The 19192-nt window shown below is 48.7% G+C and carries 16 protein-coding genes and 1 pseudogene; 11 read left to right on the plus strand and 6 right to left on the minus strand.

Annotated elements, in window-relative coordinates:
• Positions 1-576, minus strand: a pseudogene (locus tag AC6R1O_RS03545) (acetate kinase); the annotation flags it as partial.
• A 345-nt stretch (positions 577-921) separates the two neighbouring features.
• On the opposite strand from AC6R1O_RS03545, the gene yfbV reads away from it, so the two are divergent.
• Positions 922-1374, plus strand: coding sequence for a terminus macrodomain insulation protein YfbV (yfbV, locus tag AC6R1O_RS03550; RefSeq protein ID WP_500632675.1), 453 nt, complete (start codon positions 922-924; stop codon positions 1372-1374).
• A gap of 114 nt (positions 1375-1488) precedes the next feature.
• Here yfbV and ald read toward each other — a convergent pair whose 3' ends face one another.
• Positions 1489-2613: an alanine dehydrogenase gene (gene ald / locus AC6R1O_RS03555; protein WP_500630293.1), complete on the minus strand. Its 1125-nt coding sequence runs from the start codon at positions 2611-2613 to the stop codon at positions 1489-1491.
• A 156-nt stretch (positions 2614-2769) separates the two neighbouring features.
• Here ald and lrp point away from each other — a divergent pair, with 156 nt between their 5' ends.
• Both lrp and AC6R1O_RS03565 read left to right on the plus strand, forming a co-directional pair.
• On the plus strand, positions 2770-3264 hold the full coding sequence (lrp, locus tag AC6R1O_RS03560; protein ID WP_284190498.1) for a leucine-responsive transcriptional regulator Lrp: 495 nt from the start codon (positions 2770-2772) through the stop codon (positions 3262-3264).
• A gap of 170 nt (positions 3265-3434) precedes the next feature.
• Entirely contained in the window at positions 3435-6311 is a 2877-nt protein-coding gene (locus AC6R1O_RS03565) for a DNA translocase FtsK (RefSeq protein ID WP_500632674.1), read from the plus strand.
• A gap of 170 nt (positions 6312-6481) precedes the next feature.
• Here the strand turns inward: AC6R1O_RS03565 and dsbB are convergent, their stop codons facing one another.
• Together dsbB and nhaB are read right to left on the minus strand one after the other, a co-directional pair.
• Positions 6482-6994, minus strand: a complete 513-nt coding sequence (dsbB, locus tag AC6R1O_RS03570) for a disulfide bond formation protein DsbB (protein WP_500632673.1) — start codon at positions 6992-6994, stop codon at positions 6482-6484.
• A 110-nt stretch (positions 6995-7104) separates the two neighbouring features.
• Positions 7105-8694, minus strand: a complete 1590-nt coding sequence (gene nhaB, locus AC6R1O_RS03575) for a Na(+)/H(+) antiporter NhaB (RefSeq protein WP_500632672.1) — start codon at positions 8692-8694, stop codon at positions 7105-7107.
• A 674-nt stretch (positions 8695-9368) separates the two neighbouring features.
• Here nhaB and fadR point away from each other — a divergent pair.
• A complete protein-coding gene (fadR, locus tag AC6R1O_RS03580; protein ID WP_334552516.1) occupies positions 9369-10208 on the plus strand; it encodes a fatty acid metabolism transcriptional regulator FadR in 840 nt (279 codons plus the stop codon).
• 78 nt (positions 10209-10286) lie between these two features.
• Here the strand turns inward: fadR and AC6R1O_RS03585 are convergent, their stop codons facing one another.
• Both AC6R1O_RS03585 and AC6R1O_RS03590 read right to left on the minus strand, forming a co-directional pair.
• Positions 10287-11483 carry a DUF1887 family protein gene (locus AC6R1O_RS03585; protein WP_500656498.1) on the minus strand — a complete coding sequence of 399 codons (1197 nt, stop codon included), beginning with the start codon at positions 11481-11483 and terminating at the stop codon, positions 10287-10289.
• Positions 11484-11622: 139 nt separating this feature from the next.
• Entirely contained in the window at positions 11623-13614 is a 1992-nt protein-coding gene (locus tag AC6R1O_RS03590) for a methyl-accepting chemotaxis protein (RefSeq protein WP_500656499.1), read from the minus strand.
• A 232-nt stretch (positions 13615-13846) separates the two neighbouring features.
• Between AC6R1O_RS03590 and hinT the strand changes: the two genes are divergently transcribed.
• From hinT to AC6R1O_RS03625, 7 genes are all read left to right on the plus strand, one after another.
• Positions 13847-14197: a purine nucleoside phosphoramidase gene (hinT, locus tag AC6R1O_RS03595; protein WP_500656500.1), complete on the plus strand. Its 351-nt coding sequence runs from the start codon at positions 13847-13849 to the stop codon at positions 14195-14197.
• A 204-nt stretch (positions 14198-14401) separates the two neighbouring features.
• Complete coding sequence (locus AC6R1O_RS03600) at positions 14402-15730, plus strand: COG3014 family protein (protein ID WP_500656502.1); 1329 nt, start codon at positions 14402-14404, stop codon at positions 15728-15730.
• The gene (locus tag AC6R1O_RS03605) at positions 15727-16116 is read left to right on the plus strand and encodes a YcfL family putative periplasmic lipoprotein (protein ID WP_334552512.1); all 390 of its coding nucleotides are present in this window, start codon (positions 15727-15729) and stop codon (positions 16114-16116) included. Before AC6R1O_RS03600 ends, AC6R1O_RS03605 begins: the two co-directional genes overlap by 4 nt.
• Before the next feature lie 36 nt (positions 16117-16152).
• Positions 16153-16743, plus strand: coding sequence for a penicillin-binding protein activator LpoB (gene lpoB, locus AC6R1O_RS03610; protein WP_334552511.1), 591 nt, complete (start codon positions 16153-16155; stop codon positions 16741-16743).
• A 21-nt stretch (positions 16744-16764) separates the two neighbouring features.
• Positions 16765-17616, plus strand: coding sequence for a phosphotransferase (locus AC6R1O_RS03615; RefSeq protein WP_500632671.1), 852 nt, complete (start codon positions 16765-16767; stop codon positions 17614-17616).
• A gap of 106 nt (positions 17617-17722) precedes the next feature.
• On the plus strand, positions 17723-18262 hold the full coding sequence (gene ycfP, locus AC6R1O_RS03620; RefSeq protein ID WP_500632670.1) for an alpha/beta hydrolase YcfP: 540 nt from the start codon (positions 17723-17725) through the stop codon (positions 18260-18262).
• 390 nt (positions 18263-18652) lie between these two features.
• Positions 18653-19192: NAD(P)/FAD-dependent oxidoreductase (locus tag AC6R1O_RS03625; RefSeq protein ID WP_500656501.1), on the plus strand; the 540-nt coding region annotated here is incomplete at its 3' end.

Here is a 19192-nt window from a genome sequence, read left to right on the forward strand (position 1 = left end):
ACGCTCAGCTGCTTCGCGAGCGATGAATAGGTGTGATGTGCCGTGCATGCCGTAGCGACGGATACCGTGCTCTTTGTACAGGTTGTATGGCAGTGCGTATAGGTACGCTTCTTCAGGCATAGACTGGTGGAAAGCCGTATCAAATACCGCAGACATTGGTAGGCCAGGGAACGCTTTTTGAGCCGCTTTAATACCAATGATCGCTGCTGGGTTGTGAAGAGGCGCCAACGTTGCACAGTCTTCGATACCTTTCAGTACGTCGTCAGTGATAAGCGCAGATTGCGTGAATTTCTCGCCGCCGTGTACCACACGGTGACCGATCGCTTTCAGTTGCTGTGCAAGTTCTGGCTTAGAAGCAAGAATAGTTTCAACGATGAAAGAAAGAGCTTCATCGTGCGCAGCGCCTTCACCAAGTTGTGCTTCGTGTTTGCCATCTAGCTTCCATTTGATACGCGCTTCTGGAAGATGAAGACATTCAGCAAGACCGGTTAGGTGCTCGTCGCCGTTTGCTGCATCAACAATAGCGAACTTAAGAGAAGAACTACCGCAGTTTAAAACTAAAACTAGCTTTGACATGAGTGACTACCTGTAATAATCAGTTAGGATAAAAATTAATCACAAGAATAGACGATACGAGGTTCGCTGCGTACTAATCTTGGTCAAAAAAACGTCGAATTCCGTATAAAGAGACAGTAACGTCTCCCGAACGTTACCATTGCATCCTTGCAGATAGGTCCCATAGAGTTGCGTAAATTGTAAATAACAGCAACAATGAGATTGTGGGTCCGCGAAGGATAACGATAATAGAGAATAATAACAAAAAATTTTGAAAGAATATTAACTTTTATCAATTTTTTACTTAGAAAGTTTAATTCTTCAACTAAATTTTAATTTGGTCGCCTAAACCAGTGAGAGAGTCGTATGAGTAATAAAGTCGGTTTGATTCATAGCCTACGTGACGGTCAAAAATACATGGAAATCTGGCCGATGCGCAAAGAGCTTAACATGCTGTTTCCAGAGCAACGCATCATTAAGGCGACTCGGTTTGGTGTGAAGGTCATGCCTGCGATTGCAGCCATCAGTGTGCTGACTCAAATGGCGTTCAACAACTATCAGGCTATACCGCAGGCGGTGATCATCGCCTTGTTTGCCATCAGTATGCCCATTCAAGGCATGTGGTGGCTCGGCAATCGTTCGAACACTGTACTTCCTCCTGCGTTGGCTGGCTGGTATCGAGAAATCCATCAGAAAATTGTCGACAGTGGAGGCGCGCTAGAGCCGATGAAATCTCGTCCGCGTTATAAAGAGTTGGCGCGTCTACTTAACCGAGCGTTTAAACAGCTAGATCGTGCGTCATTAGAGCGCTGGTTTTAAGCGTTCTCGGATTGATCCTTACGGCTTGGTCAGAGCCAATTCTTAGAATCAATAGAATAAAGAAAGCGCTTGTGTTTCGGCACAAGCGCTTTTGTTTGTTGTTGCTGTTAAAGCTTAGTTGAACATCGCGATCGCTTGTTCTGGAACGACGTACTCAAGGTCAAAGCTTTCCGCCACTTCTTGGCAAGTTACTTTACCGTGAATAACGTTCAATCCTTCCAGGAAGCCTTTGTCTTCGAGTAGCGCTTGGCGATAGCCTTTATTGGCCAGTTTGACAATGTACGGCAAGGTCGCGTTGTTAAGAGCGAAGGTTGACGTGCGCGCAACCGCACCCGGCATGTTCGCCACACAGTAGTGGACAACGTCATCAACAATGTAGGTCGGATCGGCGTGCGTGGTCGCGTGAGAGGTTTCAAAACAGCCGCCTTGGTCGATAGCAACATCCACTACCGCCGCGCCCGGTTTCATCTTGGCAATGTGCTCTTTAGTGACCAGCTTCGGCGCCGCAGCACCTGGGATCAATACCGCACCGATGACCAAATCCGCTTCGAGTACGTGTTTTTCAATCGCGTCTTTGGTTGAGTAGACGACTTTTGCACGGCCTTGGAACTCTTCGTCCAAGCGGCGCAAAGTGTCGACATTTCGGTCAAGGATAGTCACATCTGCGCGCAGACCAACGGCCATGCGCGCCGCGTTTGCACCGACCACACCACCACCGATGACCACCACTTTTGCAGGCTCCACACCCGGTACGCCGCCTAGCAGAAGACCACGTCCGCCGTGCGATTTTTCCAAGGTTTGCGCACCGGCTTGGATAGACATTCGACCCGCAACCTCAGACATTGGCGCTAATAGTGGCAAGCGACCCATATTATCTGTTACAGTCTCGTAGGCTATACAGACGGCTTTGCTCTTGATTAGCTCTTCAGTTTGTGGAAAATCTGGTGCGAGGTGTAAATAAGTAAATAAAATTTGCCCTTCGCGGAGCATGGCTCGCTCGACAGCTTGAGGTTCTTTAACCTTTACAATCATCTCTGCCTTCGCAAATACGTCGGCAGCAGTAGGAAGAATGGATGCGCCTACAGCGATGTAATCATCGTCTGAAAAACCGATGCCTGCGCCGGCATTGGTTTCAACCAACACTTGGTGGCCTTGTGAGACTAACTCGCGGACGCTGGCTGGGATCATGCCCACACGGTATTCGTGGTTTTTAATTTCCTTTGGTACGCCAATGATCATCCTGACTCCTTATCGATAAATGGTTGTATCAACTGTATTTAGGGTAATTCTGTCGAATTAATGCCTAGTATAGTTAGGATGTAATAAAATTTGATACCGTATATTAAGAAGTTGTAGTATAAATTTTTGCAAGGAAGTAATAAGGTGGAATAAAAAATGGCAGACAACAATAAGAAGCCGTCCAAGGATCTAGACCGTATCGATCGCAATATTCTGAATGAGTTGCAAAAAGATGGTCGAATTTCGAATGTAGAATTGTCTAAACGAGTCGGTCTTTCGCCCACTCCGTGTTTAGAGCGTGTAAGACGCTTAGAGCGTCAGGGATACATCACTGGGTACACAGCGTTGCTCAACCCTCAGTACCTAGACGCGTCTCTATTGGTGTTTGTGGAGATCACGCTAAACCGTGGTGCTCCAGACGTGTTTGAACAGTTTAATGCAGCCGTACAGAAGCTTGACGACATCCAAGAGTGTCATCTTGTTTCTGGTGATTTCGACTATCTTTTGAAAACACGTGTTTCGGATATGAGTGCTTATCGTAAACTGCTAGGGGATACACTACTTCGTCTACCCGGTGTTAATGACACACGTACTTACGTGGTTATGGAAGAAGTGAAACAAACCAATCAATTGGTGATCAAAACTCGTTAATCCCTAAGCCTAGTATGGGAATGACTATTCAGGGCGAAGGCGAGACAAAGTGAGAATCCCTTTCGATATTCTGACTTTTCATAATTGGGTTTTGTAGGCCGATGTGGTTAAATCAATAGTCCGTGCAGCTTGGCTGTTCGGGCTATTTTTTTCAGTATGTTAGAGTGGTTATGTTCCGAGAAACCAAAAACAAAGTCGAAACCATCGTCGACACTGGGGACCATCGTCAAAAGACGCGCCTTTCCGGTTCCGAGCGTTTACAAGAATGCAGCCTAATCGTGGTTTTCCTCGCCGCTATTTTACTGTCTGTTGCTCTGCTGACCTTCAGCGCGGCCGATCCATCATGGTCGCAAACCGCCTGGGGTATGGAGATTGAAAATGCCGGTGGTATTGTCGGGGCTTGGCTCGCGGACACACTGTTTTTTACGTTTGGCTCACTGGCGTACACTATTCCAGTGGTCATCGCACTGACCGCCTGGGTTCTGTTTCGTAAACGAGGCGAAGATGAGCCGCTCGATTTTATGCTTTGGGGCACACGCTTACTCGGCTTAACTATATTGATTCTCACCAGTTGCGGTCTTGCCGACATCAACTTCGACGATATCTGGTACTTTTCATCGGGCGGCGTTATCGGTGATGTGCTGACCAGTCTCGCTCTGCCGACACTCAACGTGCTAGGCACCACGCTAGTGCTGCTGTTTTTGTGGGGCGCGGGTTTTACGCTGTTGACCGGGATTTCTTGGCTAACGATCGTGGATTGGATTGGCGAGCAGGCGATTGGTGCCATCACTTGGGTGATCAATAAGCTGCGCGGTGAGAAGGATCAGGTGTTTGCGCCGACCTTGACCGAACCGGATGCGACGCAATCTGACTCATTAGAGCATAAGTCGCGAGAAGGTATGAACACGTCGCCTGCCATCCAAGCGGATTCAGAGCGTGAGGAGCCAGTCAGCGAGGCAGTATCTCCTCAGTCCGCGACACGTCGCTACAATATTCATATGCCGGACAATAGTGCCACTCAAGCGTCCACCTCTGCGCCAGAGACGCCGCTTTATCACTACGACGAGCAAGAGGATGACGAGCAGAGTAACCTGCGTGTTAAGCAGCTTGGTGCCACTATAGAGGAGCTCGATGCGGCGGCCAATAGTGCCAACGATTACGCCCCTGAACCGATTTTGACTCAAGCGTCCAGCGAGTTGCAGTCGCAAGAGCGCGAGCAAGAGCTTACTCCGCCTTGGCAAGATGAGCCTGTTTTCCACGATCGTGATGATTCGCCACTCCCTGATATTGAAGAGGATGAGCAACCTCGTATCTCCAGTTTTGATGTGGTCGAAGACAACCCTGAGCCAAGCTTTACGCCACAGGAACCCGTCGACGCGTTTATTGATGAACAGGGCGGCTCAACAGATGATGACGAGGGCGACGTCGATGTAGCACAAGACGAAGATGCGGCCGCGCTGCAAAACTTGGTAGCGGAAGCGCAAGCCAAAGTGGTCGCGTCTCAGAACCCGTTTTTGGTTCAGCAAGATCAAAACTTACCGAAACCGACCGAGCCTATGCCAACGCTCGAGCTCTTATACCACCCAGAGAAGCGAGAAAACTTTATTGACCGCGATGCGTTAGAGGAGATAGCTCGTCTGGTGGAATCTAAGTTAGCGGACTATAAAATCACCGCATCGGTGGTGGATATATTCCCAGGACCAGTGATTACTCGTTTTGAATTGGATTTGGCACCAGGGGTGAAAGTAAGCCGCATCTCAAGTTTATCAATGGACTTAGCACGCTCACTCTCAGCGATGGCGGTGCGTGTGGTGGAGGTGATCCCTGGCAAGCCTTATGTTGGCCTTGAACTGCCAAACATGAGCCGCCAGACGGTCTATTTCTCCGACGTGGTCGGCAGCCAAGCGTTTGTTAACGCTAAATCACCGACGACCGTCGTCCTTGGTCAAGATATTGCGGGCGAAGCCGTGGTGGCGGACCTGTCGAAAATGCCTCACGTGTTGGTGGCGGGTACCACAGGCTCAGGTAAATCGGTCGGGGTGAACGTCATGATCTTGAGTATCCTCTATAAAGCGACCCCAGAAGATGTCCGCTTTATCATGATTGACCCGAAAATGCTTGAGCTGTCGGTGTATGAAGGGATTCCTCACTTGTTGTCTGAAGTGGTGACCGACATGAAGGATGCGTCCAATGCATTGCGTTGGTGTGTTGGCGAGATGGAGCGGCGTTACAAGCTGATGTCTGCACTAGGCGTTAGGAACATCAAAGGATTCAACGACAAGCTGAAAATGGCCGCAGATGCGGGCCACCCAATCCACGATCCGCTCTGGCAACCGGGTGACAGTATGGATGAGCATCCACCGCTGCTCGAAAAGCTGCCTTATATCGTAGTGATCGTGGATGAATTTGCCGATCTGATGATGGTGGTCGGGAAGAAAGTCGAAGAGTTGATCGCGCGTTTAGCGCAAAAAGCGCGCGCCGCGGGTATCCACCTCATTTTGGCGACGCAGCGACCTTCAGTAGACGTTATTACCGGTTTGATTAAAGCGAACATTCCTACGCGGGTTGCATTTACCGTTTCAACCAAAACGGACTCTCGAACCATTCTCGATCAAGGTGGTGCAGAGTCACTGCTGGGTATGGGTGATATGTTGTATCTTCCTTCCGGATCGAGTCACACCATTCGCGTCCATGGGGCATTTGCTTCAGATGATGATGTGCATGCGGTGGTCAACAATTGGAAGGCACGCGGCAAGCCAAACTATATTGATGAGATCACCAACGGAGACCAAGGGCCAGAAGCGTTGCTACCGGGCGAGAAACCCGAAGGTGATGAAGAGATGGACCCTCTGTTTGATCAAGTGGTCGAGCACGTAGTGCAATCTCGTCGTGGTTCAGTCTCTGGCGTTCAGCGCCGATTTAAAATCGGTTACAACCGTGCGGCGCGAATTGTCGAGCAGCTTGAGGCTCAAGGTATTGTCAGCGCGCCAGGTCACAACGGCAACCGAGAGGTCTTGGCGCCAGAGCCGGGTCGAGAGATGAACTGATAGCAGGTAATATGCGTTGTTACTTTACATAGGGTCACTTTACATATGGTAACTCTATATATTGTTCCTCGAAACATAGTCAGCGTCGCGCCGGCAAAGACGACTCATAAAAAATGGCTTCCGTTTGGAAGCCATTTTTTTACTCGTGTACTCAGAGTGAGTGATGGGTGTTATTTATCTTTGGCAAATTGAGAGAGAACAATGACACCAAGCGCGAGCAGGTTTGCAGCAAAGATAACCACGAGCCACTGTGGCATGGAGAGCGTCAAAAACTGCCATACGATTTTGCTGCAATCCCCATAAGCTTCAAACATCCAAGGCGCCCATTGATTGAGCGGTGCCCAGTCAGGGAATTGAACAAACAGATCACAGGTGTAGAACGGCGAAGGGTTAAACTGGTAATCCACGTGTTCTAGTGACAGCATGAGTCCTTTATAAGCACTGCCGCCCCACGCTGCGAGCCCTAACCAACGCAATACAGCAACACGTGGATTGATGGCACCAATCAGCGCTGCGCCCGCGACGCCAAGCATGGCGATGCGCTCATAAATACACATCACACACGGCGCCAAGCCCATTCCGTGCTGGAAGAACAGTGCACACAACTCTAGTGCGACAATCAAGCCAAACAGCAGTAGCCAAGCAAATCGTCCCTGAGAAAACTGTTTAATCGAAGAAAGCATAAGTAATGAAATATCCCTAACAAAGAAAAGAAAAAAGCTCTGACTAATCAGAGCTTTTTAGCGTGTAAAAGTTTCTATCGCAATAAAAAATTATTCAAACGTGATGCCGACTAGTGACCTTTGGTCACCGCATGCATGATTTCTGCTGAGTGATGCGTGATCCAGCCTGCTTCATAGAACCACGCGGTCATTGGTTCAAGCAGGAAGACAATACCGGCAAAGCCAACTAAAGCCAGCACTATCGTGTAAGGCAGTGCCATGATAACCATGCGACCGTAGGACAAACGAATCAAAGGTGCCAGCGTTGAGGTCAACAAGAACAAGAAGGCAGCTTGACCGTTCGGGGTGGCAACCGATGGCAAGTTGGTGCCCGTATTGATCGCTACTGCGAGCAGGTCAAACTGGTCACGATTGATCACGCCTTCCATCAACGCCGTACTAACCTCGGTAATGTAGACCGTGCCGACGAATACGTTATCAGACACCATCGAAAGCAGTCCATTGGCGACATAGAAGAGCGCCAATTGGGTGCCTTTGTCTTCGACGTGCAATACCGCATCAATCACTGGCTTGAATAGCTCTTGGTCGATGATGACAGCAACAATTGAGAAGAACACCGTCAAAAGCGCGGTAAAGGGCAGGGCCTCTTCGAAGGCTTTACCTAGCGAGTGCTCTTCAATCACGCCCGTAAACGCAGTAGCCAGAATGATGACAGACAAGCCGATGAGGCCGACTGCCGCGAGGTGGAGCGCAAGGCCGACAATCAGCCATACCGCGATAACACCCTGAACCCAAAGCTTGGCCACATCTTGTTTGGTGCGCTTTTTACGCTCTTCGTTGTCGTAATCAACCAGAATCTGACGCACCGTGTCAGGCAGGCGGGCGCCATAGCCGAAGACTTTCATTTTTTCGACGAGCACACACGTTGCGAGACCACAAATCAACACGGGTAGAGTAACGGGTAACATGCGAACAATGAACTCACCAAACTGCCAGCCAGCCTGATCAGCAATGATCAAGTTTTGCGGCTCACCCACCATGGTCATCACGCCACCGAGTGCCGTACCCACCCCTGCGTGCATGAGCAGCGAACGCAAGAAGGCGCGGTAGTTCTCTAAGTCATCACGTGTAAGATCGTTAAGGTGATCATCTGACGTATGGTCATGGGTCGCGTGACCTCCCTGACCGGAGGCAACTTTGTGGTAGATCGCGTAGAAGCCAACTGCGACACTGATGACAACAGCGATCACCGTTAATGCATCTAAGAAAGCAGATAAGAACGCTGCGGCAAAACAGAACGCCAGCGATAACATGCTTTTAGACTGAATACCGAGCAGAATTTTGGTAAAGATAAACAGCAAAAGCTGCTTCATGAAGTAGATACCTGCGACCATAAAGACCAGCAGTAGCAACACTTCGATATTCGCGACAAGCTCATGCTTGACTTGATCCGCACTGGTCATGCCAATGGCGATGGCTTCAATGGCCAATAAACCACCGGGTTGCAGCGGGTAACACTTCAGTGCCATCGCAAGGGTGAAAATAAACTCTGCGACCAACAACCAGCCTGAGACAAAAGGATCGATGAAAAAGAACACAAGCGGGTTGATGATGAGGAAGGCTATGATGGCAACTTTGTACCAATCCGGTGCCTTACCAAGAAAGTTCTTGATGAAGGCGTTTCCGAGTGACATCGGCATGACATTAATACTCTTTATTGTTGTACTGAATTAACACAGACGTGCCCGAATTCAATGTAAGCGTCGCAGCGGGTCATGCGCAGATGGCTCATGCGCAGATAGTCCAGCCGTGTAACGCCCAATCAACAGCGACTTAGAAAAACAACATCCTGAGTATCAATATGTGGTCTTGCCAAGTCACTCCCTGAGAAAGACAAGCACTCCTTACTTCGGTCGCCACTCTACCGTTGATAACTTGTTAGTCAATGATTAAGTGATATCTGATAAATGTATCAGTCCACTTTTATTCAAAAACGCGATCAAAGTTACGTAACGCTTGCATAATAGTTGTGAAAATCAGCAATTGATGGCAGTTAGCCATTTAGTTGAATTGATAAGCAACAATATGGGATTATATTGCATCAAAATAACAATGTTAGTTTCAAAAATAAAAACTCATATTGTGTGATTAATGCAGTACTCATAAGGCCTCAGAGAAAGTGAGGTTAGGTAAAGTTAAAATTTATTGGTTTTGACAATCCCCACACCACTTAAAACCGCCAAAATAAATTAGAGTTAATGCTCTATATGGCATCCATGCCACGTTTACTGGTGGTTTGTTTTCGCTAGGCAAAAACTAGTGGTATGATGAGTTCCATTCGACCCAGATAAATATAAAATTGGAACAGTAATTAATGGTCATCAAGGCAAAGAGTCCCGCAGGATTTGCAGAGAAATACATTATCGAAAGTATTTGGAAAGGGCGCTTCCCTCCGGGTTCGATTCTCCCAGCCGAACGAGAGCTCTCTGAACTCATTGGTGTAACACGTACGACGTTGCGTGAGGTATTACAAAGATTGGCTCGTGATGGTTGGTTAACCATTCAGCATGGTAAGCCGACTAAAGTAAACCAGTTTATGGAAACGTCCGGGTTACACATTCTTGATACATTGATGACGCTCGATGCTGAAAACGCAACCTCTATCGTAGAAGATTTGCTTGCGGCACGTACAAACATCTCACCTATCTTCATGCGCTATGCGTTCAAAGTAAACAAAGAGAGTTCAGAGCGTACCATTCACAATGTGATCGACTCTTGTGAAGCCTTGCTCGCGGCCGACTCTTGGGATGCTTTTATTGCCTCCTCGCCGTATTCAGACAAGATTCTGCAACACGTGAAAGACGATGGTGAAAAAGATGAGCAGAAACGCCAAGCGACGTTGATTGCGAAAACGTTTAATTACTACGATTACATGCTTTTCCAGCGTCTCGCTTTCCACTCAGGTAACCAGATTTACGGCTTGATCTTTAATGGATTGAAGAAGCTTTACGATCGTGTGGGTAGCTACTACTTCTCAAGTGCTCAGGCGCGTGGTTTAGCGCTCAAGTTCTACCGTGATTTGTTGGAGGTATGCGAAACGGGCAACCGCGAACAAATTTTGGTGGTTGTGCGTCATTACGGGATGGAGAGCGCGCAGATCTGGAATCAGATGAAGCAAACCCTACCGACCAATTTTACCGAAGACGACAGCTAATCTCGCTGCCGACCTTAAGTAAGCCAAAAGCCGCGATTGTCATCGCGGCTTTTGTGTCATTGGTATCAAGAACCCTGCTTAACGAGCCGCAGGGCTGTTTGCTCCTGTCTTAAGGTCGAGTCCGTCAATGCCTCCAGCGGCTTGAAACCATGTCGTAAGATGGGTTTTCAAGTCCTTGAGCTCATCAGGGCCGATTAACGCGAGACCCAAATCTTCTGCTCGAGTGATGTCGTTGTAGCGCAGTGGTCTGAAGCTGACGAGCATGGCGCGTGCCTGTAAGCCGCCGAGCAAATCTCTTAACGATTCGAGTTTGTATAAGGTGTCATCGCCATCATCACGCATACCTTTGGTCTTACACTCAATGATATGGAGCTTGTTGTTGACCACGCAGGCGACATCCAGCTCATTGCGCACTTCACGCTCACCGAGCTCACGATACACCTGCACATTAAGTGAGTGATCTTGAATCGTTGGCATGCTGTGTTGAATCTGGCGCACCGTGCTGTGGACTAGGGTTTCCAGCCACTCCCCGTTGGAGAAGCGTCTTGCATCTTCATTGGCAAAGGTAAGCACACCGTTCTCATACGTCGCGATGTCGGCATCCACCAAATCATCGATCAGCATCTTGAGCTCACGATAGCCTTGCTGCTTCTCCGACAACTCTACACTGAGGATCTGTTCTTTGCGGCATGTCGTGGCGAGATAATTGAGTGTCGCAAGGCCTGGGCCAAGTTCTAAGGCGTTACTCGCCCAACGCTCACCCAACTCATAGAGTTTTTGGTCCAACTGAGGAGGCAACGTTTGTTGGCTAAATTCGCCGCGCGCGCCAAATACCGTAAGGTAATCGTCAATGGTGATCCAATCTTGCAGCTGCGTGTCTTCTACGCCATCAGGGTAGAGCCAGCAGACGCGATCACTGTTGGGCTCAACCACAAAAATTGGCCAATGAAAGGTGCGAAACACTTCGTAAATCGACAGGAGTCGATGACGCAGACCACAACTGGCGTTAAGGCGCACATCTTCACCACTTTGCTTAAGGCGCTCTGCCAGTTCCGCAACGATGTTCTTTATCTCAGAAGGATTAGTAACGTCAGGAATTTCATAGAACTCTGAGTGAATCTCACGCTTAGCCAAGACACGACTCAGTCTGTCGAATAGGGTGCGCTGGGCATTGACGCCAATAAAGACGATGTGGTTACTGATGCTGCGGTTATCTAATAGGGGGGTGACCAAGCGAATCGGGTCTTGGTCGATGATGCCAACATGAATTGTCATAGTTATTCCTCATGTCAGGCCCACAAAAAGGAGAGTAAAAGGGTGAGGCCTAATCACGATATAATGACAATCTGCCGAAAAAACAAGGGCAACCGTTATAATTGGTCGCCCTCTGTCAATAATTTACCGTATCTTTACGTTACAGCTTGAATCGATGCACCAGTTCGCCTTGCTGACCAGCAAGCTGACTTAAGTCATGACTGGTTTGAGCGATTTGCGCCATCGCCTGATAGCTGGTGTCGGCGATAAGGTTAATCTCTTCAATGTTTCTTGCAATGTCTGAGGTGGTTTCACTTTGCTCTGCTGCGGCTTGAGAAATGTGTCCACTCATCTGGCTGATCTCCATGATCAAGCCCTGAATTTCTTCCATTGCACTGTTGGCGTTGGACGCTTGTTCAACCGACAGCTCCATATCGTCCATGCAGCTTTGAATGACTTGGTTGGCTGAAGCAGAACTCGATTGCAAGTTACTGATCATGTTTTCAATTTCGCTGGTGGATTCAGTAGTGCGCTGCGCAAGCACGCGAACCTCGTCCGCCACCACCGCAAAACCTCGGCCTTGGTCGCCCGCGCGCGCGGCTTCAATCGCCGCGTTGAGCGCAAGTAAGTTGGTTTGCTCAGCAATGTTGCGAATCACATCCAAAATGCTGCCAATCTGGCTACTCATGGTTTGCAAATCTTTGACCGCATCAACGGATTCCGTTAGACGTGTCTCAAGCTGATTGATGGTGGTGATGTTAGTGCCCATGATTTGACGACCAGATTCCGACGCCGACTCCACTTGCTCAACCATCTTCTGCGAGCTTTGCGCACTTTGGGCCACTTCCTGAACGGAGTGGGCCATTTCAGTCATCGCGGTGGCGACGTTGGCTGTTTGTTCACGCTGCTGATTAAGCTGCGATTGCGCTTGAGAAGAGGTCTCTTGGTTGGTGCGGGCGGTATTGGTTAAGTTGTCCGAGGCATCATTGAGCTTCACCAAGATATTGTGCAGGTTGTCCGCCAACGAGTTGATGTGACCGCTGACGCGGCTGAACTCATTGTTGTAACGGATTTCGATACGGTGTGTCATGTCACCTTTGGTGAGGTATTCCAAGGTGCTAAGAATACGCGTGAGTGGCTCGCGGACACTGTGGGCGATGTGGTAACCGATGCCTAATGCCAGTGCAATCACGATGGCACCAATCAACAGTGAACGTATCTTGCCTTGATTGTAGACTTGCTCTGCTTCAACCAGCGAGGCATTGAGACCCGCTTGGGCCGCTTCGCTGTAGGTAGCCAGCAGCGCCATGGTCGCATCCACTTGCTCAGTCAGGCTCGCAATGTTGGCGTAGAGCGCGTCTTTTGCCACAAGGTAATTGCTGTGTTGATCAAGGACACCGCCTTTTTGACCGATGTCGAGCGTGAACTGCTTGACCGACTCATCAAAGGCTTTTTTCAACTCAGGCATTTGATTGGATAGGCCGTTGTAGGCGTAGTTCAAGTGTGTCACGGCTTTTTTGTTTTTCGCAACGGCTTCTGCTACGAACGCGGTGTCTGAGCTTGCCAGCGCGTCAGAGGTGATCACTTCGGCGTCTTTCAGCTTAATGAAGTAGCTTTTCGCCATCACTTTGACTGAAATACTGCTTTGGTCATCGACGTACTCTTTCATCCCGACACTCAACTCAGAGTGCAAGCGTTGAAAACGGCGAGAAGATTGTTGTACTTGCGCTTGAGACTCAAACATCGAGCGATAGTTTTCCATCGCTTGCTTGGCTTCTCCGAAGTAACTGCTCTCTTTCTCTTTAAGAACCGCCATGCTGGCGACCAATTCTGGCTTGCTTGCACTGGCCTTTTCAAGGGCAGCCAAAGTTTGATTGTATTCAACGCGTGCTTGGTCGAATTGGCTTTCGATTTGTTCCATGCGCTCAAAGCTCTGAGTGGTCAGAAAATCTTTGAAAAGCTTATCCGCAGAAAGCAGAGAGACACTGGTTTCGTTGGCTTTGGAAACAAGAGGTAGTGAGGTGTTGGAGACACTCTCGAAATTGGATTGGATTTGCTGCATTCCGTTCAACGTCATCATGGTGGATACGATGAACATCACAATGATCAGTGCAAAGCCAGCGTACATTCTTCTTATCACTGAGCCTTTCATAGATCTCTCCCTAACTATGGCAAAAATTCAAACTATAACGCTATAAATAGCAAAAAGAGTTTGATTGTATGGAGAGTGAGACACACATTTTATGACGCACAATACAAAAATGAAAATGTGTATCAATAAAATGCTCACAACATGATGTGAACACTGTTTTTATTGTGATCTCGATTTGCTTGACGCATACTCGATGGCATTGAAAATTCAACGATACCTTCTGGAGAGTTTCATGGCTGAAGAAACCATTTTCAGTAAAATCATTCGCAAAGAGATCCCGGCCGATGTGGTTTATCAAGATGATTTGGTTACCGCGTTTCGTGATATCAACCCTCGCGCGCCGAGCCATATTTTGATCATTCCTAATACTCTTATCCCAACGGTGAACGATGTCACAGAGGCCGATGAAGCGGTCATGGGGCGCCTATTTACTGTGGCTCGCAAGTTGGCCAAAGAAGAGGGGATTGATGACGAGGGTTACCGCCTGATCGTTAACTGTAACGCGCACGGTGGCCAAGAGGTCTACCACATTCACATGCACTTAGTCGGCGGCCGTCCACTTGGCCCGATGTTGATGAGTTAATCGACGCGATACAGTCATGACATAAAGCGAACTTTTAGCGTCACTTTGTGTCAGAGAGCAGGTCTCACTGATATTTATGTCGGTGAGATCGGTATCTGAAATTCTGATTTGAGGCTTGGAGTGCGTTTTACGAATCAACTCACCATCCACATTCAACGTTGTGCATTACTCGCCAGTACCCTTGTTATCACGGCGTGTGCCAATATGTCGGCTGGTAACCTGTTTAGCCATTACAGCGCACAAAATGCTGATGTGTATCAAGCGGTGCAGCGAGGGGATTATCAGCGAGCACAAGAAGCGCTGCCTGACTCTGTGGCGGGCGATATTCTCGATAACCTTGAAAAGGGGCGCGTGCACTTTCTCAATCAAACCTACAGCGATAGTAAAGCGGCGTTTGAGTTGAGCGACCAAGCCGTTCGCGCTCAGCAAGATAGAGCCACGGTGTCGGTCAGTGAAACTCTGACTAGCATTAGTTCACTCGCTGTGAACGACAATCTCAACGAATATCAGCCCGCAGATTATGAGTTGGGCTTTCTTCACCTCTATCTTGGTCTCAATTATCTACAGCAAAACCAACTGGAAGGGGCGTTGATTGAGATGCGACGCGCCAATCAAGTCCAAGAGCGTGCCAAGCAAGAGCGTGAAAAAGAGCTAGCGAAAGCGCAAAGCAATATGCAAGCGCAGGGCTTATCTCCCAATTTAGGCAGCGTGCTGTCGAACTACCCTGATGCCGGAAAAACCTTGGCGGCGGTGCAAAATGCCTATTTGTTGTATCTGTCGGCACTGCTTTATGAAGCAGACAATGACCTCAATGCCGCCTATGTGGACTATCGACGCGCGCTCGCGGTGGCGCCAGACAATGAGCAAATCATAGATGGCACCATGCGCGTTGCGACGCGCCTTAGCATGAAAGAAGACCTGATTAAATTAGAGCAGCGATACGGTAAAGCCAGTTTGTTAGAGAGCGACAAAGCGCGCGTCATCGTGCTCGATGAACAAGGCATAGTGACGGCGTTGCAAGGTTGGAAACAATCTTTGCCTTTGTATGACAGTCGCAACAATGTGGCCTTCTATACTATCGCTCTGCCGTATTACCCGCCTGCTTCGCCAGAGCGATTTACACCGCTTACATTGAATCAAGCGCCGCTCAAGGAATCGCGCTTGACCGATGTCAATGCGATGGCCCAACGTGATTTATCGGAACGTATTACCGCGATGGTGATCCGTCAAGCGCTGCGGGTTTGGGCCAAAGATCAATTGCGAAAAGAGGCCACACAAGGCGATGACGTCGGCAATCTCGTATTTAATATTTGGAACACGCTCACCGAGCAACCCGATACCCGCAGTTGGTTAACGTTACCGGGTCATGTTGCGAGCAGCAGCCGTGTGGTCGAACCCGGTACGCAGAGCATTCGGGTGAATAACCAAGACTACCCGTTTGATGTCGCGGCGGGGCGCACCGCACTGGTGTGGATATCTCGTCAGGGAGAGAATGCTACAATATGGCATAAACAACTAGGAAGTATACGATGAAAAAATGGCTTATAGCGGCCCTCGCGGCCACGGCGCTGATCGGATGCGCAGACAACACAGCAGGTCTTAGAATCGATGGAGAGACACACAAAGTGCTCTTTGGCGATAACGTCTTAGCCGGCAATCTAAAAATTGAAGACATCGCCACAACAGAGGTAGAAGGGCATGCACGTGGGGTTGTGCGCATGACCAACCAGTCGAAAGGTGACCTCAATGTACTGTATCGCTTTTATTGGTATGACGACAATGGCTTGGAGGTCAACACTAAGCTTAGCCCTTGGCGTCAATCCATCTTACGCGGGACGGAAACGGTGGCCTTGTCTGAGGTGTCGGTGAACCCGAATGGCAAACATTTCCGTTTACAAATTCGTGAAAATAATCAATAAATTAATGACAATTCAAGGTTTATGAGGAACCAAGAAATGAAGAAAAGTGTAATAGCATTACTTGGCTTGGCTGTGATTCTCGGCGGTTGTTCGAACAAAGTGAGTTATGGTGACGCGCAAGCGGTTGAAACCACCACGATTGATTTTGGTTCCACTGACTTGCAAAAAATTGCCGGTGAAATGGTCGATAGCATGATGATGTCAGGCTCGGTGGCGGCCATCACGCGTGATGCGCGCCCTATTGTTTTTGTTGAGCGCATCAAAAACAAAACCAGTGAGCACATCGATACTGAATCCATTACCGATACCATCAGCACTAAGATGCTCAACTCAGGTAAATTCCGCTTTGTGGATATGGATCGCGTGGAATCGGTGCGTGAACAGTTGAACTTCCAAAACAACGACGAACTCGTTAACCAAAGTACCGCCATCCAGTTCGGTAAAATGGTTGGGGCGCAATACATGTTGTACGGTAACCTATCGAGCATCGCCAAAAATGCCGGTAGTGATAAAGACGTCTACTACAAAATGACCATGCGCCTGATGGATCTGGAAACGGGTTTGATTGAGTGGGCAGACGAGACTGAGATCCGCAAACAAGAGTCAAAAAGCTTTCTAGGTATGTAATGACAAGGGAAGAGGTGATCTATGGCCAGGATGTCTTGGCATGAAGCGTGTCAACTTGATCGCTCTTTGACTGCGCTCAATCCGTTCTTCCCTGAGCCCGCCCAATACGCTCAAACGTTGACAGGCGGGCTGACCAACCGTTGTTGGAAAGTGGTCACTAATCGCGGCGCCTACGTATGGCGCCCGAATACGCCCATCACCAAAGCGTTTTCCATTTCGCGCTTTCAAGAGTATCAAATCCTCTCTGCACTCGAACACAATCCCATCGCACCTAAGCCGCATTACATTTGCGAACAAGGGCTATTGGTGGATTGGATCGAGGGTATTCCGCTGAGAGACGGCCTGTCGTTTGATGATCTGCTCGATACCATGGTGAGCGTTCATCAAGCCAACACACAACGTATTCCCGTCGCGCCGTTTAACTATACGGCCCGGGTTGATCATTACTGGATATTGATTGACGACACGCTCAAATCGGACTCGATTCGTGGTGTGTACGAAACGTGTCGCCGTGCGCCCAGTTTGGCGGATGTCGGCCATGTACTGTGTCATTTTGATTTGGCTGGGTACAACATGGTACGCACCACGCAAGGCATCACGGTGATCGATTGGGAATACGCATGCATCGCTGATCCTAGGCTGGATCTGACACTCAGTATCGACGTGTGTCAGCACGACCCTCAAGACGCGGTTTTTCGTTACTGTCAAAAACGAGGGGTAGAAGGTATTGATGATTGGGTCGAAGGCGTCATGGCTTGGCAGCCCAGAGCAAAAATGATGGCCATGCTTTGGTATCTTCTCGCTTACCAGTTGTGGGGGGAAGAGCAATATTTGACCGAGGCGACCCGGCTTGAAGGCTTATTTTGTAGCTAAGATCACTGTTTAGTGGTTTTGCAACGATAAAGTAAAATTTAACCCTACTATTTCTGGTAGATTTGGTCGTGGTAGAGTTGGAAGTATTAGGTTCGAGGGAATTAGAATGATTATTTATTTGCATGGCTTTGACTCCACAAGCCCAGGTAACCACGAAAAAGTCTTACAGTTGCAGTTTATTGATGACGATGTTCGTTTCATTAACTACAGCACATTGCACCCGAAACACGATATGCAGCATCTACTCAAAGAAGTGCACAAAGTGATTGAACAGTCGGAGGATACCTCTCCACTGATCTGCGGTGTGGGTCTTGGTGCCTATTGGTCAGAGCGTATTGGATTTTTGTGTGGCATCAAGCAGGTGATGTTTAATCCTAATCTTCATCCTGAGCGCACCATGCAGGGCCGGATCGACCGCCCTGAAGAGTATGAAGACATTGCGACCAAATGTGTGCCAGAGTTTCGCAGTAAAAATGCGGGCCAGTGTTTGGTGATCCTCTCTAAAGAGGATGAAATTCACGACAACAGTCAAACCGCCGAGGCGTTAGCGCCGTATTACGAAATCATTTGGGACGACACCCAGAGCCACAAATTCAAAAAGATCTCTCAACACCTTCAGACGATGAAAGCGTTCAAACAACGCTAATCATCGCGAGCACTTAACCATCAAGAGCGACAGGGTTTATGCCTGTCGCTCTTTTTGTCACCACTTGTCATTAATCCCTACAAAGTTAAGTGAGATAATCACATTCTCCTGTTGCGTGGCGCATTTTGCCCTATATAATGACTTCACTATAAATTTTTTGATAAATATCAAAAAAAATTGAGAGCAAGTAAAAAACTTGCCCCAAAAAACGAGTTGAGCGGCAAAAATGCCCGCTATTGAACGCCAATAACAAGCCTCATATCCGAAAACGTCATGCCAGAGTGCGAATCACGCACCGGTTAGGGTGAGTAACCGCATGGCAAGAGAGAATTTTCTCGAGCTGAGTAATCGGCTCGAATCATGATTATTTATATTTAGAGGAACGTTATTGTGACACGAATTATCGTTGTAGGCGGTGGTGCAGGCGGCCTGGAGCTTGCTACCAAACTGGGTCGTACATTGGGCCGTAAAGGCCGTGCGCAAGTCACCTTGGTTGACCGTAAGGCAAGCCACTTGTGGAAACCCTTGCTGCATGAAGTTGCGACAGGTTCACTGGATGAAGGTGTGGACGCGCTAAGCTACCGTGCGCACGCCAAAAATCACCACTTTGATTTCCAAATGGGTGCGCTCAAAGACATTGACCGCGAGCGTAAAGTGATCACACTGCACGAGCTGAAAGATGAGCATGGCGAACTGCTGATGCCAACGCGTGAGCTTGAGTACGATCTTCTGGTGATGGCCATTGGTTCTACCTCCAATGACTTTAACACGCCGGGCGTGCGTGACAACTGCATCTTCCTCGATAGCCCAGAGCAAGCGCACCGTTTCCGCACCGAAATGAACAATGAATTCTTAAAGCTGCACGCGAAAAATGGTCAAGGCACCGTGGATATCGCGATCGTAGGTGCAGGTGCAACCGGTGTTGAACTT

Source organism: Vibrio sp. R11-SG3-ISO3-SZ, from assembly GCF_059834345.1.

Coding starts and splice junctions, on each gene's coding strand:
- yfbV (WP_500632675.1), top strand. CDS start 922: ATGAGTAATAAAGTCGGTTTGATTCATAGCCTACGTGACGGTCAAAAA.
- ald (WP_500630293.1), bottom strand. CDS start 2,613: ATGATCATTGGCGTACCAAAGGAAATTAAAAACCACGAATACCGTGTG.
- lrp (WP_284190498.1), top strand. CDS start 2,770: ATGGCAGACAACAATAAGAAGCCGTCCAAGGATCTAGACCGTATCGAT.
- AC6R1O_RS03565 (WP_500632674.1), top strand. CDS start 3,435: ATGTTCCGAGAAACCAAAAACAAAGTCGAAACCATCGTCGACACTGGG.
- dsbB (WP_500632673.1), bottom strand. CDS start 6,994: ATGCTTTCTTCGATTAAACAGTTTTCTCAGGGACGATTTGCTTGGCTA.
- nhaB (WP_500632672.1), bottom strand. CDS start 8,694: ATGCCGATGTCACTCGGAAACGCCTTCATCAAGAACTTTCTTGGTAAG.
- fadR (WP_334552516.1), top strand. CDS start 9,369: ATGGTCATCAAGGCAAAGAGTCCCGCAGGATTTGCAGAGAAATACATT.
- AC6R1O_RS03585 (WP_500656498.1), bottom strand. CDS start 11,483: ATGACAATTCATGTTGGCATCATCGACCAAGACCCGATTCGCTTGGTC.
- AC6R1O_RS03590 (WP_500656499.1), bottom strand. CDS start 13,614: ATGAAAGGCTCAGTGATAAGAAGAATGTACGCTGGCTTTGCACTGATC.
- hinT (WP_500656500.1), top strand. CDS start 13,847: ATGGCTGAAGAAACCATTTTCAGTAAAATCATTCGCAAAGAGATCCCG.
- AC6R1O_RS03600 (WP_500656502.1), top strand. CDS start 14,402: ATGTCGGCTGGTAACCTGTTTAGCCATTACAGCGCACAAAATGCTGAT.
- AC6R1O_RS03605 (WP_334552512.1), top strand. CDS start 15,727: ATGAAAAAATGGCTTATAGCGGCCCTCGCGGCCACGGCGCTGATCGGA.
- lpoB (WP_334552511.1), top strand. CDS start 16,153: ATGAAGAAAAGTGTAATAGCATTACTTGGCTTGGCTGTGATTCTCGGC.
- AC6R1O_RS03615 (WP_500632671.1), top strand. CDS start 16,765: ATGGCCAGGATGTCTTGGCATGAAGCGTGTCAACTTGATCGCTCTTTG.
- ycfP (WP_500632670.1), top strand. CDS start 17,723: ATGATTATTTATTTGCATGGCTTTGACTCCACAAGCCCAGGTAACCAC.